This is a genomic window from Methylomonas sp. Uni0011 (assembly GCF_056850255.1).
In genome coordinates this window covers 41,201-64,428 of sequence record NZ_JBVVNO010000023.1, presented here as the reverse complement: position 1 = coordinate 64,428, position 23,228 = coordinate 41,201, and the positions used below count along the sequence as shown (strand labels likewise).

Sequence of the window (23,228 nt, the reverse complement as noted above, 5' to 3'; positions counted from 1 at the left end):
AATAGGCGGTGGGCAAGGCCAACAAATGCTTGAACAAGCGGGCGCCCAACTCCACGTCGATCTTGCTGCTGGTATGAGCGAACACCCAAGTGCGGATACCGGACAAGGCGGCTTCGAACAGCATCGCTCCGATCAGGCCGATCGCGATCACGTTCAAGGTTTTCATCGCGTGGTTGACCAGCACCTTGTCCATCACCACCTGGAAAAACAACGGCGTGACCAGGCCGATCAGCTGCAACACCAGCGAAATCAACAACACTTCGCCGAACAGCTTGCGGTACTTGATCAGAGCCGGAATGAACCAGGTGAAATCGAACTGGGCCGCTTCGCCGGCATAGCTGGCCTTGGAGGTAAAAAACAACAGCTCGCCGGTCCAGCTCGCCAGCAGTTCGGGCAGGGTCATCACCGCCGGCGGCTCGCCGGGGCGCTGGATCAAGACTTTGCCAGCGGCGTTGGGTGAGCCGCCATGGGCGGGCGCAGGCCCGCCTTGGTCCGGGCCGGCAGGTGCGGGCGACCCGGCATCGTATTTGGCCAGGATGAAATAACGGCCGTCCTTGCCCAACGCTATCGCCGGCAACGGCGCTAACGCCAAACGTTTCGGGTCCTGCCGGCGCGGTTTGGCGGTCAAGCCCAAGCGTTGCGCGGCCAGTTGCAGTGCTCGGTTATCGAAGCGACAGCGCCCTTCGCGATCCGGCACCAACGCCGGCCCGAACTCGTGGCGCAAGGCGGCTTCGTCGGCGGCCACGCCGTGGAAGGCGGCCATCATCAACAACGCGGCCAGACCGGTATCCAGGTCGGCGGAGGGTGGAGCGGTGGAGTTCATTTAGAACAGCTGTTCGAAGCTAAAAAGACTTGAGAGTGAAAACAATGTCAACCCACCGTTTAAGCGGGGAAATCGCGAATCGAGCACGGGCATCCTTGGCAAATGGCGCATAGGGGTATGGTTAAGTAAATTCGATTCTCGCTGCTAACGGCAAACCCGATCGGCGAAAAGACCGGGCAAATCTAGCTTGCGATGCCGCATTTGTCTAGTGGAACCGGTGGGTAATGCGCGCGAACGCTAAGATTGAAACATCGTCAACATTTGCGCCGTGAAATAGACCATCGGCGCCAACGGCTGTTTTGGTATCGGAATGCGTGGCGGCTTTGAAGTCGGAATCGGTGGCGGGTTTGATCGGAATATGCACCATCCAGGCAAACACGTGCTCGACCCGACAACTGGTTTTGGATCGGGTGCTGTTGCCTTGTTTTTCCCGGTCGGTCAGCGGTTTGCCGCGAACCCCTTTGCGGTGAATCCGGCTTCGGTCGCTTCGGATCGATAGGCACTGTCGGCCCAGACGTCGCGGCTGGTGTTGCCGCTATCGAGCAAGCCGTTCAGGGCTTGGGAGTCGTGGACGCTGGCATCGGTGGCGGCGTATTTGCGCACCAGCTTGTGGGCATTATCAAAGTTGATGTGGTTCTTGTATGCGAACGGCTATAGTCGCTCGAAAAAACACGAAGGTATGGCTTTTGCTCATATTACTGGGTGCACACCGATACTGCCCATGATTATTTGTTGGGCATAAAAGAGCCGCATGGAGTATGTCTGTCATTGTTGGGCCTTAGAAGGTCAGGGCAATGAGTCTGGGATTGGCATGGTCGTGTCTGCGGGCTTGATGTTTGAAGCCAGACTCTGAAATGACACCCTATAGATTTTAAGGGTAACAAAAGTAGTGTAGTCATCTTCTGGCATAAATGTCCAAAATCAACCGGTTTCGGACAGGGTTTAAATGATATGTACTTAAGTATGCTTATTGTCGAGTGTCGACCACAGACCAGACTACCCAAAATCAAAGCTTGGAAATTCAATCTGCCGGTTTTGCCATTCAGTCGCATCGTTTGATTGAAGAAAGCATCAGCGGTTCAGTCGCGGCTAAAGAACGACCAGGTTTTAATAAACTGATCGACCGGATGGAATCGGGCGATATGTTGGTGGTGACTAAGCTGGATCGCCTCGGCCGCAATGCCATGGATGTCAGAGCTACCGTCGAGCACCTTTCCGATTCCGGGGTGCGGGTCCATTGTTTGGCGTTAGGCGGGGTTGATCTGACCAGTTCTGCCGGCAAGATGACCATGCAGGTGATCGCAGCGGTCGCTGAATTTGAGCGTGACTTGTTAATTGAGCGAACCCAAGCCGGCATTAGTCGCGCGAAGGCAGCAGGCAAGCAGTTTGGTCGGCCGCCGGCGCTCAATGTGGAAGCTCGTGCTGAAGTTGTCAAACGCTTGGCCGCTGGCAGTAACGTTTCGGAGTTGGCTCGGGAGTTCAAAACCACTCGGCAAACCATTATGCGGATTCGGAAAGCGTCGATGAAATCACCGCAAACTGACAATACGGTCCACTCTACTGGGGAGTAACTGATGAATCATGTGTATTTGGAACGGCATGACGACAAAGACAACATGCATCGCTTTTATCAGATGTTTGTGACGCCTGGTCTATTTGATGATTGGTCGTTGATTAAGGAATGGGGCAGGGTAGGTTCTCCAGGCGCCGTCAGAAAGGAGTGGTTTACCACGGAACAAGAAGCGGAATCGGCCAGCCAAAAAATCAGCAGCAAAAAAGTTAAAAAGGGTTATCGGTTAAAATAACGCAATGGGGCTGTAATTCGTTACATAATCAGATGCTTTTTTACCTGGTACACTTCATAATCATGCTGGACGACATTAAAAGGACACTCTGGGCCGCCGCCGATAAGTTGCGTGCCAACATGGACGCCGCCGAATACAAACACTTGGTGCTCGGCCTGATCTTCGTGAAATACATCTCCGATACCTTCGCAGCCCGCCGTGCCGAACTCACCCGGCGCTTTACCGATGAAGCCGACGAGTATTTCCTGCATGAGTGCGATGACGAAATGTTGGCCGAAGAGTTGGAGGACCGCGACTATTACAAAGAGGTCAATGTGTTCTGGGTGCCGGAGACAGCCCGATGGGAAGCTCTGCGTGCTGCCGCCAAGCAAGCCGACATTGGTAAACGCATCGATGATGCCCTGGCGATCATCGAAACCGAAAATCCCAAGTTAAAAGGTATCCTGGATAAACGCTACGCCCGTGCCCAACTGCCGGACGGTAAGCTGGGTGAACTGGTCGATCTGGTCTCGACCATTGGCTTTGGCGACGATCCAGGCCAGGCCCGCGACGTGTTGGGACAAGTCTACGAATACTTCCTAGGCCAGTTCGCCAGTGCCGAAGGTAAGAAAGGCGGGCAGTTCTATACCCCGGCCAGCATCGTTAAAACTCTGGTCGCCGTGCTGGCCCCGCATCATGGCAAGGTCTACGACCCTTGCTGCGGTTCCGGCGGCATGTTCGTACAATCGGAAAAATTCATCGAAGCCCACGGCGGCAAGCTGGGCGACGTGTCGATTTACGGCCAGGAATCCAACCCGACCACCTGGCGCTTGGCGGCGATGAATCTGGCGATACGCGGCATCGACTTCAATCTGGGCCGCGAACCCAGCGACACCTTCACCCGCAACCAGCACCCGGATTTGCGCGCCGACTTCATCCTGGCCAATCCGCCGTTCAACATCAGTGACTGGTGGCACGGCAGCCTGGAAGGCGATCCGCGCTGGGTCTACGGCACGCCGCCGCAAGGCAACGCTAACTACGCCTGGTTGCAGCACATGCTGTATCAGCTTAAAGCCAACGGTCGCGCCGGCATCGTGCTGGCCAACGGCTCCATGAGTTCCAGCCAGAACAGCGAAGGCGACATCCGCCGCGCCATGGTCGATGCCGACGTGGTGGAAGTGATGATTGCCTTGCCCGGCCAGTTGTTCTTCAATACCCAGATTCCGGCCTGCTTGTGGTTCCTATCTAAGCAAAAAACCAGCCGCCAGGGCGAAGTGTTGTTCATCGACGCCCGCAAGCTGGGCAGCATGATCAGCCGGGTGCAGGCAGAATTGACTGATGAGGTTATTGAACGCATTGCCGGTACGGTGGCGGCGTGGCGAGGCGAAGATGGTGTTGGCGATTATCAAAACATCCCCGGCTACTGCCGTAGCGTCAAACTGACCGAAATTGCCGAACACGGCCACGTCCTCACACCTGGCCGCTATGTCGGCGCCGAAGAAGTCGAGGACGACGACGAAGCCTTTGCCGACAAGATGCAAAAGCTCACCGAAAAGCTGGGCGAGCAGATGGCAAAAGGCGCGGAACTCGACCAGTTGATTCGGCAGAAGATGGGAGGTCTGGGGTATGAGTTCTGAAATCGAATGGCCGCGCATACCACTTAAGAATGCCGGCGTCACGTTGATAGATTGTGATCACCGTACTCCGCCAGGTGCTGAAGACGGTTATCCGTACATAGCGATACCTCAACTCAAAAATGGTCATATCGAACTCGACGGGGTTCGCAAGATTTCAAAAGAGCATTTTTCCGAATGGACAAAGAAGCTGAAGCCTCAGGCTAATGACGTTATCGTCGTTAGGCGTTGCAACTCTGGTGATAGTGCTGTCGTACCTAAGGGCTTAGAGTGTGCTATTGGACAAAACCTGGTTGTTTTGCGATCTGATGGAAAATATGTTCACCCAGAATTCCTCCGTTGGTTGTTACGTGGTCCTGACTGGTGGGATCAAGTTAATAAATACATCAATGTTGGCGCTGTATTCGACAGTCTTAAGGAACCTCTGAAAAACAGCCGTTTTGAGCAACAGAAGTTTCTAAGATGAGGCAAAAATTTCAATAATCGAGCGTATTTTCGCCAAAACAGCCGGTTGCTCTCTAAAACAAGCCCTTTTCTGGGCCCATGTTCAAATTACAGACGCAATGAGGCAGCGACGTTCATACGCATCACCGCGCAACACATTCGCAATCGCGGTCAAAAAGGTTAATCGGGCGGCGTTTTTGGCTAAACCGCGATAGCGATTCTTGGCGTAACCAAATCGGACTTTAATGTCCCTAAACACGTGCTCGACTTTGGCCCGGCGGCTGGCCAGTTCGCGGGCTGCCTCGCGCAATTGCCGGGCTTCTTCGCTATCGTCCTGAGTTAACTTGGCCAGCTTGCCAGGGCGCATCGCAATGACACACGCGGGTGGATTTTCGGTTGGCATCTCGGGGCGCTTGTCCAAGCCTTGATAGCCGGCGTCGCCCTGCACGAATTGTTCTTCGCCGTGCAGCAGGTTGGCGGCTTCGGCCACGTCACTGACATTGCCAGAGGTGACTGTGAGGGTATGCACCAAGCCGGTTTCGCTATCGACGCCAATGTGAAATTTGCTGCCGAAAAACCATTGGTTGCCTTTCTTGCTCGAATGCATCTCCGGGTCACGCGCTTTGTCTTGGTTTTTGGTCGAGGTCGGCGCGGCAATCAGGCTGGCGTCGACGATGGTGCCGGCTCTTAAAAACAGGCCGCGTTCCCCCAGCGTTTGGTTGATGGCTGCGAAAATCTGTTCGGTTAATCCGTGGGCTTCCAACAGATGGCGGAACTGCAAAATGGTACTTTCATCGGGCACCGCTTCCAGGCGAATACCGCAAAAGCGCCGTAGCGATTCAATTTCGTACAACGCGTCTTCCATGCCCGGATCCGAATAGTTGTAGACAATCTGGGCCACGTGCACATGCAGCATGGCATTCAAGGCAAACGGCTTGCGACCACGTCCTTGGCCGGATGCGTAATGCGGTTCAATCACCGCTCGCATGACTGACCAGGGCAACAATTCTTCGAGTTGGTTCAGAAACTTTTCCCGCCGGGTGAGTTTGCCTTTATTGGCGTATTCGACATCAGCAAAACTGAGTTGTTGGTAGTGTTCCATGCGCGTTATCTCGAAAACAAAGCTCTTATTGAATTATATCGCTCGCAGGTAATTAATCAGAGGTTCCTTAAGTGCAAAGAGATACCGCATTTCGAATTAACCATTCCTCCAATCAACGAACAGTCAAAAATTGCTGCAATTCTTGGGGCCTTGGACGACCGCATCACCCTTCTGCGCCAAACCAACGCTACGCTGGAAGCCATTGCCCATGCGCTGTTCAAATCGTGGTTTGTCGATTTCGACCCCGTCCACGCCAAACAACAAGGCCGCACCCCGGAAGGCGCTGTACAGGGAGGTACGACTGCCGCAAAAAGCGGGATGCCGATAGCGGCCCTGGACGAAGCCACTGCCGCGCTGTTTCCCGATAGTTTTGAGGAATCGGAATTGGGGTTGGTGCCGAGAGGGTGGCGGGTTAAGTCACTCGATAAGATTGCTGACTTCCTAAATGGATTAGCATTGCAAAAATTCCCGCCTGATGGCGATGAGTATCTTCCTGTTATTAAAATTGCCCAACTTAAAAAAGGTGATGTTACTGGGGCTGATCGTGCAAGTCGGAATTTGAAATCTGAATATATAGTCAAGGATGGAGAAGTTCTGTTTTCGTGGTCAGGTAGTCTGGAAGTTGTAATTTGGTGTGGTGGTGAAGGCGCCTTGAATCAACATTTGTTTAAGGTGACATCAAGCGATTATCCAAAGTGGCTTTACTTTTTTTGGACTAAACATCATCTGTCACACTTCCAGCAAATTGCAGCAAGCAAAGCAACTACGATGGGACATATCCAGCGTAAGCATTTGAGCGAAGCGAAAACTGTTATTCCAACAGATGAGCTAATCGCTGAAGCAAGTTATGTTTTTGATCCTCTTATTGACCGTTGGATAACCAACGCGTTGAAAGCCCAAACCCTCGCTACCCTCCGCGACACCCTGTTACCCCGCCTAATTTCCGGCCAGCTCCGCCTGCCGGAAGTAGAATCCATGCTGGAGACGACTTGAGATGCCGCCCCTACGTTTATTAAAGTTTTCTTTGATATTCGCGCCAAATATTAAAGAGTGCTTTAATATGGCAAGTCTCTATTAAAGAAAATTTGCATTCCATGCGCAGCACCGGCGACTACTTCATTTCTACGACCTTGGGCGAGCCCGTGAGGGCGTTTATCCCGCATCCGTTGCCGCCCAGCGATCCAATTTTGGCCGTCGAAAGTTATGCCGCGCTCAATCATGCCGCTGAGTTGGCGTTGGCGCGGTTGTCGGGGGTGTCCGGACTGGTGCCGTCGGTGGATTGGTTGCTGTATAGCGCGATCCGCAAAGAAGCGTTGCTGACCTCTCAGATAGAGGGCACGCAAGCGACCCTGACCGACTTGTTCGATGAGGAAGCCGGTTTTGCAGTCAGCAATACCGACGATGTGGAGGAAGTGACCAACTATCTACGTGCCTTCCGATTGGTGCAGGATAACTTGCGTGCCGCCGATGGCTTACCGATCAGCGTCCGCTTGTTGTGCAATGCCCACCATCTGCTGCTGGATGGAGCGAGAGGCACGGGCAAACAACCCGGCGAATTGCGCCGGTCGCAAAACTGGATTGGCGGCACCCGGCCCGGCAATGCGGCGTTTGTGCCGCCACCGGCGGAACGGGTCGCGGATTTGTTGGCCGATGTGGAACGCTTTATTCACACCACGCCGTCGGATGATTTGCCGCCGTTGGTGAAAATTGCCCTGGTGCATGCCCAATTTGAAACCATCCACCCGTTTCTGGATGGCAACGGCCGGATTGGCCGCTTGTTGATTGCCGCGTTGATGGAACATTGGGGCTTATTGCCCGAACCCTTGATGTATCTAAGCGGTTACTTGAAACAATTCCAAAGCGAGTACTACCGCCGCTTGTCGGCCATCCGCACCGATGGCGATTGGGAAGGCTGGGTGTCTTTCTTTTTAGAAGCGGTGGCAGTGGCGGCTACCGATGCCGAGCGTAGCATTGTGGCGATAGCCAGCTTGGTGGCGGCGGACCGTCGGCGTCTGCTCGGCGCCGCGAAAGTCGGTCCCGCCAGTTACCGTTTGTTTGAGATGCTGCCGATGATGCCGCGCTTCAGCATCGAGCAGGTGCGAAAAAAACTAAACACCACCTTCCCAACCGCGACGGCAGCAGTCAAAGTCCTGGAGGAGTTGAGCATTGTGGTGGAATTTACCGGGCAGAAAAAAAACCGTAGCTACAGTTATCATTCGTACATCGAGCTGCTGACGCGCTAATGAAAATTAGCAACACACACCATTAGCCTATCGGAGTCAGGCCATGACCGAAGACCAACTGGAACAGGAAGCACTCGGCTGGCTGGCCGAGGTTGGTTATGCCTCGCTGTACGGCCCTAACCTGGCACCGGATGGCGAAAATCCCGAGCGCAATAATTATGTGCAAGTAATGTTGGTAGAACGGTTGCGATCGGCGATTGCCAAGCTAAACCCGGCCATTTCGTTGGCGGCGCGAGAAGATGCCTTGCAGCAGGTGTTGAATCTGGAAGTGCCGGGACTGTTGGCAGCCAATCGCCACTTTCACCGTTTGTTAGTCAACGGCGTGCCGGTGGAGTATCAAAAGGATGGCGATACCCGTGGCGATTTGGTGCGATTGATCGACTTTACCGAACCTTCCAGTAATGAATGGCTGGCGATCAATCAATTTGCCATCAAGGGACAGAAACATTCACGCCGGCCGGACATCATCCTGTTCATCAATGGTCTGCCGTTAGTGTTGCTGGAACTGAAAAATCCGGCCGATGAGAATGCCGACATCTGGAAGGCTTTCGATCAGATTCAAACCTACAAAGAACAAATCCCGGATGTATTTCAGTACAACGAGGTGCTGGTGATTTCCGATGGCAGCGAGGCGCGGCTGGGTTCGTTGTCCAGCGATGCCGAACGTTTCATGCAGTGGCGTACCATCGACGGCATCAGTCTGGACCCGTTAGGCCAATTCAACGAACTGGAAACGCTGATACGCGGTTTGTTGAGCCCGGCGACCTTACTCGATTACTTGCGTTTTTTCGTGCTGTTCGAGGATGACGGCGGCCTGGTCAAGAAAGTCGCGGGCTATCATCAGTACCATGCAGTGCGAGCTGCCATTCAACAGGTGGTGCCCGCCTCCCGACCGGATGGCAACCACAAAGGCGGCGTGGTCTGGCACACCCAAGGCAGTGGCAAGAGCATCACCATGACCTGCTTTGCCGCGCGAGTGATGCAGGAAGCGGCAATGGAAAACCCAACCATTGTGGTGATCACCGACCGCAACGACCTGGATGGGCAATTGTTCGGGGTATTCTCGTTGGGGCAGGATTTATTGCGCGAGCAGCCGGTACAAGCCGAAACCCGGCAAGACTTGCGCGCCAAGTTGGCCAATCGGCCATCCGGCGGTATTGTCTTCGCCACCATCCAGAAATTTATGCCGGGTGCCGATGAAGACAGTTTTCCGGTGCTGTCCGACCGGAGCAATATCGTGGTGATTGCCGACGAGGCGCATCGTACCCAGTATGGTTTTGAAGCCAAGCTCAAAACCGTCAAAACCCAACAAACCGCTGCCAACGAGGGTAGGGCGGACATGGCCGCCGAATACCGAGGCATGTATCAAGTCGGTTACGCCCAGCATTTACGCGATGCTTTGCCCAATGCCACCTTTGTCGCTTTTACCGGCACCCCTGTGTCACTGGAAGATCGAGATACGCGGGCGGTGTTTGGCGAGTACATTCACGTCTATGACATGCAGCAGGCCAAGGAAGACGGTGCGACGGTAGCGATTTACTTTGAATCGCGGCTGGCCAAGTTAGCCCTGAAGCCCGAGCAGTTGCCGCAGATTGATGATGAAGTCGACGAACTGGCCGAGGATGAGGAAGACGATCAAAAAGCCAATTTGAAAAGTCGTTGGGCGGCCTTGGAAAAGGTGGTCGGCGCCGAACCCCGTATCGCCAGCGTGGCGGCGGATTTGGTGGCCCATTTCGAAGAACGCAACAAAGCCCAGGACGGCAAGGCCATGGTGGTGGCGATGAGTCGGGAAATCTGCGTGCATTTGTATAACGAGATTATCAAGCTGCGGCCTGATTGGCACAGCGATGACCCGGAGCAAGGCGAGATCAAGATCGTGATGACGGGTTCCGCCAGTGACAAAGCCTTATTGCGTCCGCATATCTACAGCAAACAGCAGAAAAAACGCCTGGAAAAGCGCTTTAAAGACCCGGCCGATCCGTTGCGTTTGGTGATCGTGCGGGATATGTGGCTGACCGGCTTTGATGCGCCGTGTGTGCATACGCTGTATGTCGATAAACCGATGAAGGGCCACAACCTGATGCAGGCCATCGCCCGCGTCAACCGGGTATTCAAGGACAAGCAAGGCGGGCTGGTGGTGGATTACATCGGCATCACCAACGAATTGAAGTCGGCATTGAAGGATTACACCGCCAGCCAAGGCCGTGGTCGGCCCACCGTCGATGCGGCCGAAGCCTATGCCGTGCTGGAAGAAAAGCTCGATATTCTGCGGGGTATGCTGCACGGCTATGACTACAGTGACTTTTTAACCACCGGCCATAAACGACTGGCCGGCGCAGCCAACCATGTGCTGGGCCAGAAGGACGGTAAGAAGCGTTTTGCCGATACCGCGCTGGCGATGAGCAAGGCCTTTACCTTGTGCTGTACGCTGGACGAAGCCAAGGCGGTAAGGGAGGGAGTAGCGTTTTTTCAGGCGGTGAAAGTCATTCTCACCAAGCCGGACATCAGCCGGAAAAAACGCAGCGACGAGGAACGTGATCTGGCGATCCGGCAAATCATCAATTCCGCCGTGGTCTCGGAAGACGTGGTGGACATCTTCGAAGCCGTTGGTCTGGACAAACCCAATATCGGTATCCTCGACGACGACTTCCTGGCAGATGTACGCAACCTGCCGGAACGCAATCTTGCTGTGGAATTGCTGGAACGGCTATTGGAAGGCGAAATCAAATCCCGCTTTGGCGGCAACGTGGTACAGGAGAAGAAATTCTCCGAGCTATTGGTCAACGTGATCAAGCGTTATCAGAACCGAGCCATTGAAACAGCTCAGGTCATTGAAGAGCTGATTCAGATGGCGAAGAAGTTTAGGGAAGCCGCCGGACGAGGGGAGTCTCTGGGGTTGAGTGAAGATGAAATCCGCTTTTACGATGCCCTGGCCGATAATGAATCAGCCGTCCGCGAACTGACCGATGAAACCCTGAAGCTTATCGCCCATGAGCTTACAGAGAATCTACGCCAGAACATTACGGTGGATTGGTCGCAACGGGAAAGCGTCAGAGCCAAGTTACGCTTGATGGTCAAACGTATACTCCGTAAGTACAAGTATCCGCCAGATCAGCAGGAGGCAGCGATTGAGCTGGTTTTGCAGCAGGCACAGGCGTTAGGTGAAGCATGGATGTAGATGGGTGACCGTAGGGATTCGTGAGAAAACGGGCAAATAGCTGCCTTTCCCGTGTGCGAGAAGCCCTGAGCACGTAATATGCGTAGGTATGCCATAGCGACACTGTTTACGGTATTTTTTGTGGCGATTTGAGTGGCATTAATTGTGATTTATCTAACCCGCCGGAAAGCAAGTGTTTTACGACACATTGGAACCAATCAGATGAAGAACGTCTGCATGACCGTGCAGATGTCGCTTGCAGTTGGCGGCCTCACGGAAAATTCAAGTCAATAGCATTCAAGTGCTGACACCTTTTAGAGAGCTATTCAATGGCACGTTACACTGAAAATGATTCAAGCCAGATCCTTCAAGTCGCCAAGATATTCTTTTCCAAATGCCTTCAACAGGATGGCTCTTTGTTATTTGAAACGGAAACGCTGTGGTCAACAGACGTTTTACTGCGTTTCCATAGCGCCTTTGTAGCGGCGCCGGACGAAGGGGATCGACAGTTCACCGACAAATTCCGCGATCAGATTCGATCACAGGGCAAAGAGGTGATTCGACTCGCGGCGGAGGTGCTGTGTGTGTACTTCCTATTTCCGTCGAATGTCGGTGGTGTACGCAAGAGAGAGTTGGTAAATGAGGTCCTTGGTTGGTGCGAGGATAGTCTGCCTGAAAGTCATCATGTGTCAAAGGCCTTCTCGTCAGGCATCGGCAGTGGTGGTCAAGGCTACAACACCCACCGACCCTTTGAGCTTACATACTTGATCAATCTTGCGCTGGAATGGAAAAAGTTACAGGAAGAGGAACGGAAACAGATAGCGGACGATCCATGGCGATTCCAGATCTTTGCCGATAGTATCGAGGATGCTGATTCTCGCCAGTTGCGCCATATGCTGCTTTACCTATTTTACCCTGACTACTTTGAGCGCATAGCCAGCAATACCCATAAGCGGCTTATCGTCAAAGCTTTTGGCGAGTTGGCCGGAGATCTAAGTGAGACTGATAATGTAGATCAACGGATTTACGCCATACGTGGCAATTTGAAAGCCCTACTACCAGATAAAAATCTGGATTTCTACTGGCCGCCCCTGGTGCAAGCATGGTTTGACAACAGCGATGAAACGGCTACTGGTGGTTCTGCTCTGGAGTTAATCGAGCATAAAAAGCAGATCGTGTTGTATGGTCCACCTGGAACAGGCAAAACTTATACAGCCAAACACCTGGCCGAAAGCGTTATCAGGTCGGCCGCGTTGCGTAAGTGGAAACCCGCACGTTATTTTAAGTCTGAGCAAGAAATCCAGAAAGCACTCAAAAAAAACGTTCATCGATTGCAGCTACATCCGGCCTACAGTTACGAGGACTTCATCCGGGCCCTACACCTTAATGATAAGGGAGGGACAGAATATCGATTAGGTTATTTGCCTCGATTGATAGAAGAAATTGAGAATTGTTTAGATGATCAACGGTTGCCGCATGTGCTGATTCTTGATGAGATGAATCGAACCGATCTAAGTCGCCTGTTAGGAGAATGTTTTTCTCTGTTGGAAGACAGGGAGCAGGCTATTGAACTCCCTGGGCGTACGCTTGAAGGGAAAGCCTTGACGCTTGTCTTGCCTGACGATTTATTTGTGATCGGCACCATGAACTTGATCGATCAATCCATTGAACAGATCGACTTTGCTTTACGTCGCCGGTTTTTATGGCAAGAGTGCCCATACAGCGCGGATGCATTGATGAAAGCGGCTGAATCGAAATGGAATACCCTAAATAGCGGTATCAAATGGGAAAAAATCGAGGTGGATTTCCGGCGCCTAGCTGATGTTGCCACAGCCCTAAACCAGCGTATTCACGACAGTCCATTGCTGGGTGCTCAGTATGAAATCGGTCATACCTACCTGCTTGATGTCGTGACCTTTCTGCACAATGCGATCCAAAATAAAGGGAAGCGTGTCCAGAACTTCCTATGGACACGCAAAGGCGATGCACTTGAGCCCGTTGTACAGGTATGGAAATTTTCTTTACGCCCACTTCTGGAACAGTACCTTGCTGGACTGGATGCAACGACACGAAATACCGAACTTAATCACATAGAAAAAGTGTTCTTGAACCCTTCTGTAAAGGTATGAGCTGTTCCGTATATGATTGCTCACCTTTAAGTCCTCAGCCGGATTTAGCCCAAGCTGCATGGCTACGGCAGTTAGCGGCAAGTGTTTGTCATAACGATCTAGTCATACCGATGTCATTCCATCGGGAAGATGACCAGCCCATTGTTTATTGCGAGCGGGATGGGACTTGGTGGGCTGGCCGTTATGTCGGTACCATAGAGTTCGAAGGGAAGCGGTTGACCATTTTGCCACGCTTCGGCCTAGCTTCATTGCGTCATTGGTTATTCGAAGCCACGTCGGTGGTGCTGGTCGATACTCCAGGTCAGCTGCGTGAAGACGAAACCTTCATTGCACAATTACTGGCTTCTGTGTGGGCGCACGGTTTCATCAATGCAGCCCGTCATGGATTACCTGCTTTACGCTATGAACTATCAAGCCAAGGTGCAGTAATCAGGGGCCGGTTGGGTGTAGCGGCCTCAATGCATTTATTTGCGAGAAAAAGTCCGGAAGTCATCTCTGTACGCTCAGCGAAGTCGCTGCATCATGCTGCTAGCGAGGCTATTGTTGCGGCATACGATGTGCTGCATCGCTGGTTACCAGACGAGAGCTGGTTACCGCCACGAGCGAAGGAACTTTTACCACAACTAAGGGCTGTCACTGGAGCTCGGCCACGAGTCCCAACCAAAGCAGAATTGGATCGTATTCGTTACACCCCGATTACCGCTGGCTTCGCTCAGATTGCCGAGTTATCGCGTCAGATAGCGAACCGCCGCGGTTTGTCAGCTGAAGTCAATACCTCTGGTCAAGCCAAGGGAGTGTTACTCGATGTCGCAGAGCTGTGGGAACTGCATGTGCTACGCTCGCTTAGACATCTAGGTTTACCTTGGATTGTGAAACATGGTACTCGCGAGTTACATATGTCGCGGAAACTGTTGACCAGCGAAGTTAGCGGGCAAGAGTTGGGTACACTTATACCGGATGCACTGTTGTTTCAAGATGATGTCATCAAAGGGATTGTGGATGCCAAGTACAAGTCGATCCATCCAACCGCCTATACACCGTGGGGGCCGCAGCGTGAAGATCTCTATCAGATGGTAGCCTATCTTAGCAGCTATCACGGCAGTGAGAACCAAAAGACTTGGGGCATTTTGGCTTACCCGGAGAATCCAGAAATGGATGGCCTCGCACCAGCGGAGGCGAACAGCCCTTGGCGCTTCGATAGCGACAAGCGCATTGCGTTCTTGGCCATCCCTCATAACATTACAATGGCGACGCATAAACTGCAAGGTTGGCTTGAACATCTGCAGTAGGCGAAAAGGCTAAACTGGGCCACTCCTAATTTTGTCGGTTTAGGCTTCCCCCTCCTAAATATCACATAAAAACGGATAACGAAAAATGGCATTCTAGAATCTAATCACATTAGCTTAGCCGCTATTGCCCAATTTCGCACGAATCCTTGTATACATTCGCTGTACTCCTGGGATGGTTTGAATCTGATTTTCTGAGTCTAATTTAATTAATGCCAAGCATCCTAGAAGGTAGATACATGCAACTCGTTACCAAAGCCTGGGTAATACTCCAAATTCAGTGATTGCTTAACCCTGACTACCGCCGTCGTATGCCAAAACTGACTATCTCGGCTGCCATGTCCTGTTTCGTATCGGCGAAGTATTATTAGCAACAGCAGCTCTGCATTTCGTTCCAGTAATACCTTTTTCAGAAAGTCTGATCTGCAAACAAGTCGTTCGGCGCTAATTGCTTTGTCTTCATCGTTAGTTCGGTTGCGCCCCCATGCTTCCGAGTGTACTACTACTCGACCCATCGCATCGGTCCATGTTCGATTGAAAGAGTCCACTGCCTTCAGAGAGCTGATATCATTAATAGACTTCGTAAAGTGAAGTCTTCGCACCGCGGAATTCGCACCTAAAGGGTCGGTTTCATCGAGGCTCATTTCGGTGGAACGCCAGACGATCCATGGCTCGTAAGGTTCGCTCTCGGCGTGTGAATATTCATCGCCACCGTCGGACTCTTCGACTCGCGGCAGCCACGCTTGAAATGGGTCTTCCCGCGATAACTGGAGCGCCAGTTGCTCAGCCTGGAGAGGAGATGCCAAGGCCGACGTAATATGAATTTCGATGCCATCCGCCGAGCGCCAGTCACCAGCGACAACCAATTTCTCAGCTATAACCGGTTCGATATTCAAGAGAGAGAGAAGTTTTGCTTTGTCGCAGGTAAGCACAAGCGCTTTCTCTCCTTTCTCATAGAGGTTTACTTGCACGTCCACGGGCGGCCTATCGACGCCGTCAGCAAGCCACAGGCCGTCGTTCTTCGTGAGCAATTCGCGTCTCAGCCACTCACGTAATGAATCGACGTCATCGTATGGGCGCTGTACCACCGGATACTTCATTAGGAACTCTCCTGCCACCAGGTAGAGCGCGTGCCATCCCAGTTGTTGCCCATAGACATGATACCGAGCCGTCATTCCTCTGATGGGGTTTCGGTGGCTTACGGAATGCCCGCCACTTTCGTACATACTTGTTATGTGGGGATCAAACCTACGCACCCATGCTGTCATGGCATCCTTCGTTTCCCATCTTGATCGATCGAAGAGGGCGCTCATTCTGGTCACATCAGTCTTGTCAAAATCATAGTCCAGGTGGAATTCCGGCTTTGGTTCCGGCATGGAGTCTGGACGGCCTTGGTAAAATGAATTGAAAGGGTACTTTTTCGTTTTTTCTTTCGGGAAGGATGACTCGTTGACCGTCTTCAGCGCCTTAGCATCGTCCTCTGATAAGATAATGCAGCCGCTGTTCACGCAGGCCAAGAGAGCTTGCGCCGCGAAGTGGCGCAACAAAATATGCGGAAAATTTTTGTCAAATGCAATGCCTTTCAGTGCTTCCACATGCTTCACTATATTCTGCGGGTAGTCGATTGCGACTCGAGCAATTGCGATCAACAGCCAGAGCCGAGCGTGCAGAAAGTAGAAGGGAAGCTCTGGAGCCTGATAAGGATGGGCATCCGTGGAATGGTATTTTCCGATGAGTTCGTCAATGATGTCCCACTTTCCGAAACGAGCGAAGCATCGGATGCTGTGGGCAGCCCTCCATCGATAGGCCGCGGAAGGCGACCCAAGCTTGAGCCACACCAGCCCGGCAGCAATGTCTGTCTCGCCACTTTTTGGATAGAGGTCGTCTTTCCAAACACCATCTACAACCGTGGAAGTGAGTTTTGCGGAGTTGCTGTTCAGCAATCTTTTGAGAGCGGTTTGCCCCTCGCCATGCTTGGTATTCTCAGTGACGATTGCCGCAAAATCCATCCAGATGGATGCGGGCAGGTGTGCATCAGGTGCTGCAAATATCGAAATCAACTCAAGTGCCAACTTTGGCCGCGGGATACCGGACAACTCGACTATCCCCTGCAGATAGGAGCCAGACAGATAGCCATGATCCACAAAATCCTCAGCGTGAATCTGAACAAGGGGCACCCCAATATCGCGGAATACTGTGTCGAGGGCCGCAGAGGATATACCCCATTTTGCTTTGCACTCTTTCAGCTCATGCAACTTTGTGTAAATATCGAGAGTCTGAAGCCGTGCGATGAGCTGAATATATTTCGATCGTTCAGCAAACTTGAGCTTTCGCCGCAGGTTCTCGAAAAACCCGCTCTTCAAGTCAAAAACATGTAGCATGCCATTCAGAGCATCGGTTGCCAGCGACATTGACGCTTCGTCGGCGGGATCCGTTTCATCCTCAATCTTCTTCAGGGCGCACCTGATATCTTCTTCGTTATCAATTGATTTAGTTGCTTGTCGGGTATCTTGAACACCGTGATAGTTTCGATTTTCGTTCCCTTCGGCACAAAGCTTTTCAAACTTCGGCGTAGCGAGTGCTAGATAGGTACTCTGCTCAGAATTTTTGCCGAATTCTCGTTCTGCTATCTTATGAAGCGTTGCAAGAGTTCTTGGCATGAAGACGCCGGGATTATTTTGCTCGAACTGTAAGATCAGCTCGGTCAATAACTCCTTCGAATTCGGATACTTTTTTCCCTCGATTACTTCTGCCAATTGCTCGGTGCCGCACGTCCACAGCTCTGCAGGGTCAGATAAGCGAAGCAACCCGAGAGCCGTGGATGGGTCTATCTTATCCTGTTCAATGAGCACAGTGAGATAAGGCAGCAACGTGTAGTCCAGCGATATCTTGTCGCGATCATCCCACCTCCCGAGCTTTGCTAGCGTTCTGCACCCTGACGTCCGAGCTAGCCCCCTTGCGAACGCCGCCCATGGAAATTTCTCTTCGTCCGATGACATATTAAGTTCGCAAATATTGGAAAGGGTATGGAAGTCGCTTTCTTCTAACTCATTGCCTCGTAGCTCCGCAGCAAAAAGCAGCAGTTCATTCGTGAACTGATAATCGCCTGAACCTATGGCGTCCATCTGCTCAAGGCCGGAGCGAAAATAGAACGCTGCCTCCTCGAAGCTTGCCGGCATGATTGCCCTGGACAACTGTGCAAATAGAGAAGCCCGATAGCTAACTTCATCCTCGCGCTCAATCAGGGCTTTGGCATTTATCGCCGTCTTTCCGGCCAATTCTTGAAGATCAGGTCTCTTCGATAGAATCGCAATGATCTGGATAAGTGTTGAAGCCGGTGCGATGCCTTCTTGGCTTACCGTCGACACAAATGCTTCTATCGAAGAAGCTTTTAGATCGTTACGTGCCCAAAGCGAAAAGATGAGGCACTGGCAGCCCAGCAGATCGAAGAACAAGTTCTTTTCATGAATCGCTAAGTAGCGCTCCCGTTTCTTTCTGAGCCTCATCCACACATCAATCAGCTCCAGAAATGATTTGTCGCCCTTTTCGGCGCTGGAAGAAAGCATTGCTGTGAATGCATGAGACATCTCAAGAAGTGGCTCAAGCCGCTCATCAATAAAGCGTTCTGCGTCATTCTTGGTGTCATAGGTCATGGACTTCTTCTCGTCGGACAATCCTTGTTGTGACTTGAAGTGCTCCTCCAACATAGCCTTGAGCATCTTCCTAAAAGCATCACCCTGTATACCGTTCGGTATGCGCGCACCAAAATCGCTGAGTTCCTTAGGCAGAAGTCCTTGGTCGGTTACGGATTGGCATTCCGCTGCGGCGCGGAGGGCCGAGTAGGTGATAAATGGAAACACATCCTGGTTGGAGAATCGATCCGTGAAAGACCAGAGGCTTGGTCTTTTGTATGGAACGATAGCCGTGATCGCCAGCGCCTCAGCCTGCATCTCCATGGCCATTGCTATGGCTGCCGCCTTCAGAAGACCGTCTTGAACGAGATAGTTCCTTTTCCGATGGAAGTCATTACTCGTTTCAATGATCTTCTTTTTTTTGCAGGCTTTCGCAAGCTCACCAAGTAGACGGCAACGCGTTGCATTATCGAGTTCCAGGTAAGAGAGAGCGCCTGCAAGGACGCCGGGCTGCGATTTCACCGAATCCAGAAAGCGATGAATGTTGGCTGCAGGGATGGTTCCCATATTCTCGGCTTGATGCAGCAACGCGAAGATATGCTCAGCGACTTCGTATGCATACCAATCCATCCATCCCTTCATGAATTGAGCAGCATCGCGTTCGCGACCTTGGGCAATAAGGCACAGGGGAATAGATGCGATGTCGAGCCTTTTCGGTCCGCCTCTGTTTATGCGGTATTCTTCGTCCTTACGATAGAAATGCCGAATCCATTCGTCGGCGTTTACTGTGTGCCGGGATGCGTCGCTTGAGTCGCCTGACAAGGTACTTGCTATCGCAAGCATCGCGTGACGGGTTCCTGGCCATCGGGTACGTGTCTCGAAAAGCCGTCTGGTTGCATCGACATCGTGTGAGGCAATAACCAGATCGGGATTTTCCAGCACATAGTCCGTACCACGCTGATTGACAGCAGCGAGAGTCGATAACTCCACCAACAAGTGAACTAGGTGGTCGAAATCCTCTTTCCGCGCCGCATGAAGAACGGCAGCTTTCAGCCTTGCGTAGCGTATGTTCTGCTTGCCCACGGTGCTCGTAATTGCCTTTGGAAAGCGCTCATCGAATGCCAGATCGAACAACAGTTTCCAGTCATCAAGCTTCTGAAGAAGGCCGGGAAGTGCACTCGCCGCATATACCGAGGTTTCTTGCTTCTTGAAGAGATTCTCGGCAAGGGCTCCCAGCGTTTCAGCATTGGTCGAGTAAACTTCGCGAACAAGCGTTTCGGTGGGTTCATCACGGAACATCAATCCATGTCTTGTCTGCTCCAGTAGAGGAGCCAGATCAGCAGCGAAACTTTTCACGGCGCTGAGATGCATGCTGTGTGCATCTGCATATTCGTCAAGCGGCACGGGAGGCGGTAAAACCGCCATGCCGGCAAGAAACGCGTTGATGTCAGTTTCTTTGTAGCCTTGCTTCAGTGCATGCCCAAGGGCCTTCTGGATGCGTCCCTTTAAGAGGTCGTCGAGCTTTATTACGTTATTAATTTCCGATGGTTCAAGCAGTCCTCTGTCGCTGAGCGCAAGATGTTCTAGTATCCGCGGATTACCTTCCGAACGAGAGTACGCGACTTGTATTTGGGTGTCGGTTACCAAAGGAATGCGGTTGCGAAGATACTTCTTCGCTTCTGCGGAGCTGAATGGTTCCAGCTTGAATTCCTCACAAGCTTCACGAGGAATATTCCCTATGGAGATATCGCGGCGATATGTTCGGCAACTTACGATGAGTTTAACCCCAGAGACGTTGCCGTTATGGTGAAAGCTCTCAAGTAGAAGTTTCGGAAACGCTAACTCCCTTTTGTCTATCGCATGTTCGGCGGCGTTATCAATCGCATCAATGAACAGCAGGAGCTGTTTTCCTAGCGATCCTCTTTGCAATGTCGCCACCGCCTGAGCGAGTCGGATCCGGAAGGCTTTGACAAGCTCCTCGATGTTCTCGTTGATTGGCAGGAGAGGATCGCACAGGCCATCACATGCAAGTTTGTTAATGATGTGAATCAAACCCCGCTTAGGCAGATGCCTCGCATCTTCTGGCGCGCGGTAAGCGCCACCACCAAAGCAGTCAAAAAGAACGGTTTCGTGAGTGTCGCCAAGAATCTTCGCGAGGCTTTGCATAAAGACTGTTTTCCCGACACCACCATCTGCGTGAATCAGGAAGGGCTTGTCTATGTCGGGAATTCTGCAGGCGACGACTGACAACTGTTCGCGATCGACGACATTGCCGACTTCCGGAAAGCAGGCTGGGCAAGGTAGAAGGTCTTCAGGGCGTTGGAGCTCCAGCGCGTCGAGAATGTCCGTCCGCGTAATGACGTTTTTCCTTTCACCCGCTGAACCGGCTTTTTCCCGAAGCAATTGCCTAATGTTAAGGAGTCTTGCACGTGCCATAGCGTCAGGAGCAACTGACCAGTCGGCCAGAACACGGAATAGGTGTTGCTTATTTTGTCTGAGGTTTCCAGCTACCGCAGTAACCTTGACCTTTTGTGCAAATTGAGTGAGTTCATCACCCGTAAGCCCACATGCGGACGTGAACTGATCGGCTTGCTTCTTTGCTTCCCCTTTCAATGGGATGCCGGACACTAGACCATCTATTGCTTTGACAAATTCAGGGTATATAGGCCTGTTCGTTATCAGCTCAAAGGAGAGCTTCTTTTTAACATCTTCCGCCTCGTGCTTACTTTTATGATCCCGAAAAGCGGCGGCAAATTTTTCAATCGTTTTTTTTGCATCGCTTGCACGGTATGGGACGTGCTCCGAGCTAATTGAATATTTCATCTGGACAATGACGACAAAACGCGCACGATCAAATGTCGGGGTCTTCCCGTAGTACAAGACAAGGTCGGCAACTTCTACCGTTTCTGCCGAAGCTCCTGCTTGGTCAGCGGGCGCAAGACCCTCAACGGCAATTCCCACCAAGTCGTTAGTCCGCATTACGAGCTTAAGCGCCTCGCGTGCGGCCCAGGCCTCATGAAACTCATGGCCGTCCCTGGAGGCTCGTACTTTATCTATTCCCTTTCGAGTTCTTATCATTTTGATAATTTAGTCACTATGCTTGGGTTCTTAACTTTGGGTACGTTTAAACAAACGACAAAATTGTTTCACAGAAATTTTTGCCACGCTACAGATAGCGCGGCTTTGAACCACTTTTTATTTCCCCAAAAAACACTAATTTTTTATGACAAAAATTGGGAAGGCGCAGTTTTCTCGACGCTGAGTTTCTGGAACTGGTGTCAATTGCAAATAATCCTGGTTTTCGGCGGATGAATGCAGGTTCAGCTGTAATGAGCGCCCGTCAGTTGCATTTCACATTAGAACTCTGTTGCTATGCTAGCATCCGATCAAACCAAGCCGCATTTCCCGCGTTAGCTACTGCCAGCGATCAATTTTTTTATAGCTTTGTCAGTCACGCTTATCTTTTCAAGCGAACTCATCGGCTCGGCCGAGACTAAACAGTATTTCTTTCATCGATAACAATCGCGGCTGGACAGTGGGAACTAGAGGCGCCATTCTCAGCAGCGCCGATGGAGGCCAAACCCGTGGTTAAGTGACTCTGAATAGGACATTTCAACGTCGCCCAAGATAGGACATGACTCTATTGCATTAACAGTGTGTGTGACTTCGCATAAGATGGATTATGTTAAATAATAGCAATTTCAAGGCATTCCCTATAATAAAAACGATAGCTTAGTTAGGATTTGGTTTCGCGCCTTGCTGAGCCACTGCTTCGACAAGTATAAAGGGGTCACGTTTTCGGCTTGCGGACCTTTGGGCCTCGAAGTCACTTCCATGACCACGCGCAGGACTTCCTTCGGGCTTTTCCGACCGCTGCCTTGAATCACACCAAAGAGTGCAAAGTCATCTCTACCGCGATTTGTTCAATGAAACCAAAGCCTTTGTCATCCTAGAAAGAGTTGGACGCTCATTTTGATCAAAAATTGGAATAATTTACACGCCGGTTAACACCGGTGGCGGTTTTAATCGGAATGTGTGGCTGGTTTGCGCCAGAACGGCGGGGTTTCCGCAGACTTCGATCATCGGCTTAGGGTTAAACATGAGAGGCAATAGCATTCATCGCCTCATGGATATACAATGTGCTATGTATATCTTTTAATGAGTCGAGAGAGGCACATGCAAGTCGCAAAATGGGGTAATAGTTTAGCTATTCGTTTGCCCGCCACGGTGGTAGAAGCGTTAGAGTTAAAGGAAGGCGATGACATTGAAGTACATATCGTCGGCGAACGGGTATTTGAACTAGATAAAAAACCTTCGGCACAGACGTTGTTAGCCAAATTGCATCAATTTCGTGGGCGCCTACCCGCTGATTTTAAGTTTGACCGCCTGGAAGCGAATGAAAACCGCTAAGCCGTTTCTCGATACCAACGTCTTGCTGTATTTACTGTCTGAGGACAATCAAAAAGCAGACCGCGCCGAAGAGATTATCGCCTTCGGCGGAGTAATCAATGTGCAGGTGTTGAATGAATTTGCGTCGGTAGCGTCGCGCAAGCTGAAGATGACGTATGTCGAAATCCGCGAAACCTTGTCGGTTATCCGAAGTATCTGTGAAACTCAAGCTTTGAGCGTCAGCATCCACGAACAAGGTTTGGCGATTGCCGAACAATTTGGTTTTTCGTTGTATGACAGCATGATTGTCAGCGCGGCGCTGGACGCCGGGTGCTCAATATTGTATTCGGAAGACATGCAACATGGTCAAGCTATTGGCTCGTTAGTCATTAACAATCCATTTTTACCTTCACTTCCTAACTAAAGAGCTTTCGCAGCCTCCCCCAAAGGAAGATGATTCGGTGGGTTCCTAGGCTTCAACCGCAAGCGAGGTTTCTGTAAAAGCAGCCGCACGTCCCCAGCCCCAAATGACGCGTTTTTCGCTCCGTTGGTCTGTCGTGTTCCACTCGATATCCTGTATCATTTCAAGTGTGCAAATACGTCTG

General features: G+C 51.6%; 14 protein-coding genes and 2 pseudogenes. 12 read left to right on the top strand and 4 right to left on the bottom strand.

Annotated features, from left to right (window positions below; genetic code table 11):
* The coding region (locus tag AC0IM9_RS18485) for an ABC transporter transmembrane domain-containing protein (protein WP_482804965.1) at positions 1-823 on the bottom strand (823 nt) is incomplete at its 3' end.
* A gap of 373 nt (positions 824-1,196) precedes the next feature.
* Positions 1,197-1,471: pseudogene (locus AC0IM9_RS18480) on the bottom strand (transposase); the annotation flags it as partial.
* Between the two features lie 326 nt (positions 1,472-1,797).
* Here AC0IM9_RS18480 and AC0IM9_RS18475 point away from each other — a divergent pair.
* The 5 genes and pseudogenes from AC0IM9_RS18475 to AC0IM9_RS18455 form a co-directional block, all read left to right on the top strand.
* Positions 1,798-2,193: pseudogene (locus AC0IM9_RS18475) on the top strand (recombinase family protein); the annotation flags it as partial.
* The gene (locus AC0IM9_RS18470; protein ID WP_482804968.1) at positions 2,179-2,394 is read left to right on the top strand and encodes a helix-turn-helix domain-containing protein; all 216 of its coding nucleotides are present in this window, start codon (positions 2,179-2,181) and stop codon (positions 2,392-2,394) included. The pseudogene AC0IM9_RS18475 and the gene AC0IM9_RS18470, both read left to right, overlap by 15 nt.
* Positions 2,395-2,397: 3 nt before the next feature.
* A complete protein-coding gene (locus AC0IM9_RS18465; RefSeq protein ID WP_482804964.1) occupies positions 2,398-2,628 on the top strand; it encodes a WGR domain-containing protein in 231 nt (76 codons plus the stop codon).
* Positions 2,629-2,690: 62 nt separating this feature from the next.
* Positions 2,691-4,244: a class I SAM-dependent DNA methyltransferase gene (locus AC0IM9_RS18460; RefSeq protein WP_482804967.1), complete on the top strand. Its 1,554-nt coding sequence runs from the start codon at positions 2,691-2,693 to the stop codon at positions 4,242-4,244.
* Positions 4,234-4,707, top strand: a complete 474-nt coding sequence (locus tag AC0IM9_RS18455; RefSeq protein WP_482804963.1) for a restriction endonuclease subunit S domain-containing protein — start codon at positions 4,234-4,236, stop codon at positions 4,705-4,707. Before AC0IM9_RS18460 ends, AC0IM9_RS18455 begins: the two co-directional genes overlap by 11 nt.
* An 81-nt stretch (positions 4,708-4,788) precedes the next feature.
* Here the strand turns inward: AC0IM9_RS18455 and AC0IM9_RS18450 are convergent, their stop codons facing one another.
* Positions 4,789-5,787, bottom strand: coding sequence for an IS5 family transposase (locus AC0IM9_RS18450; protein WP_482804962.1), 999 nt, complete (start codon positions 5,785-5,787; stop codon positions 4,789-4,791).
* On the opposite strand from AC0IM9_RS18450, the gene AC0IM9_RS18445 reads away from it, so the two are divergent.
* From AC0IM9_RS18445 to AC0IM9_RS18425, 5 genes are all read left to right on the top strand, one after another.
* Positions 5,779-6,780, top strand: coding sequence for a restriction endonuclease subunit S (locus AC0IM9_RS18445; protein WP_482804966.1), 1,002 nt, complete (start codon positions 5,779-5,781; stop codon positions 6,778-6,780). The genes AC0IM9_RS18450 and AC0IM9_RS18445 overlap by 9 nt on opposite strands.
* A gap of 101 nt (positions 6,781-6,881) precedes the next feature.
* Entirely contained in the window at positions 6,882-8,030 is a 1,149-nt protein-coding gene (locus tag AC0IM9_RS18440) for a Fic family protein (protein WP_482804961.1), read from the top strand.
* A gap of 43 nt (positions 8,031-8,073) precedes the next feature.
* Positions 8,074-11,208 (top strand): type I restriction endonuclease subunit R, encoded by a 3,135-nt coding sequence (locus tag AC0IM9_RS18435; protein WP_482804960.1) that lies wholly within the window; start codon positions 8,074-8,076, stop codon positions 11,206-11,208.
* 308 nt (positions 11,209-11,516) lie between these two features.
* On the top strand, positions 11,517-13,316 hold the full coding sequence (locus AC0IM9_RS18430) for an AAA family ATPase (RefSeq protein ID WP_482804959.1): 1,800 nt from the start codon (positions 11,517-11,519) through the stop codon (positions 13,314-13,316).
* 110 nt (positions 13,317-13,426) lie between these two features.
* Positions 13,427-14,605: a 5-methylcytosine restriction system specificity protein McrC gene (locus AC0IM9_RS18425; protein WP_482804958.1), complete on the top strand. Its 1,179-nt coding sequence runs from the start codon at positions 13,427-13,429 to the stop codon at positions 14,603-14,605.
* Between the two features lie 221 nt (positions 14,606-14,826).
* Here the strand turns inward: AC0IM9_RS18425 and AC0IM9_RS18420 are convergent, their stop codons facing one another.
* A complete protein-coding gene (locus tag AC0IM9_RS18420) occupies positions 14,827-21,213 on the bottom strand; it encodes an NACHT domain-containing protein (protein WP_482804957.1) in 6,387 nt (2,128 codons plus the stop codon).
* 1,197 nt (positions 21,214-22,410) lie between these two features.
* Here AC0IM9_RS18420 and AC0IM9_RS18415 point away from each other — a divergent pair.
* Together AC0IM9_RS18415 and AC0IM9_RS18410 are read left to right on the top strand one after the other, a co-directional pair.
* On the top strand, positions 22,411-22,644 hold the full coding sequence (locus tag AC0IM9_RS18415) for an AbrB/MazE/SpoVT family DNA-binding domain-containing protein (RefSeq protein ID WP_096876861.1): 234 nt from the start codon (positions 22,411-22,413) through the stop codon (positions 22,642-22,644).
* The gene (locus tag AC0IM9_RS18410; RefSeq protein ID WP_096876862.1) at positions 22,631-23,047 is read left to right on the top strand and encodes a PIN domain-containing protein; all 417 of its coding nucleotides are present in this window, start codon (positions 22,631-22,633) and stop codon (positions 23,045-23,047) included. Before AC0IM9_RS18415 ends, AC0IM9_RS18410 begins: the two co-directional genes overlap by 14 nt.
* Positions 23,048-23,228: the final 181 nt, after the last annotated feature.

Coding starts and splice junctions, on each gene's coding strand:
- AC0IM9_RS18465 (WP_482804964.1), top strand. CDS start 2,398: ATGAATCATGTGTATTTGGAACGGCATGACGACAAAGACAACATGCAT.
- AC0IM9_RS18460 (WP_482804967.1), top strand. CDS start 2,691: ATGCTGGACGACATTAAAAGGACACTCTGGGCCGCCGCCGATAAGTTG.
- AC0IM9_RS18455 (WP_482804963.1), top strand. CDS start 4,234: ATGAGTTCTGAAATCGAATGGCCGCGCATACCACTTAAGAATGCCGGC.
- AC0IM9_RS18450 (WP_482804962.1), bottom strand. CDS start 5,787: ATGGAACACTACCAACAACTCAGTTTTGCTGATGTCGAATACGCCAAT.
- AC0IM9_RS18440 (WP_482804961.1), top strand. CDS start 6,882: ATGCGCAGCACCGGCGACTACTTCATTTCTACGACCTTGGGCGAGCCC.
- AC0IM9_RS18435 (WP_482804960.1), top strand. CDS start 8,074: ATGACCGAAGACCAACTGGAACAGGAAGCACTCGGCTGGCTGGCCGAG.
- AC0IM9_RS18430 (WP_482804959.1), top strand. CDS start 11,517: ATGGCACGTTACACTGAAAATGATTCAAGCCAGATCCTTCAAGTCGCC.
- AC0IM9_RS18425 (WP_482804958.1), top strand. CDS start 13,427: ATGTCATTCCATCGGGAAGATGACCAGCCCATTGTTTATTGCGAGCGG.
- AC0IM9_RS18420 (WP_482804957.1), bottom strand. CDS start 21,213: ATGCGGACTAACGACTTGGTGGGAATTGCCGTTGAGGGTCTTGCGCCC.
- AC0IM9_RS18415 (WP_096876861.1), top strand. CDS start 22,411: ATGCAAGTCGCAAAATGGGGTAATAGTTTAGCTATTCGTTTGCCCGCC.
- AC0IM9_RS18410 (WP_096876862.1), top strand. CDS start 22,631: ATGAAAACCGCTAAGCCGTTTCTCGATACCAACGTCTTGCTGTATTTA.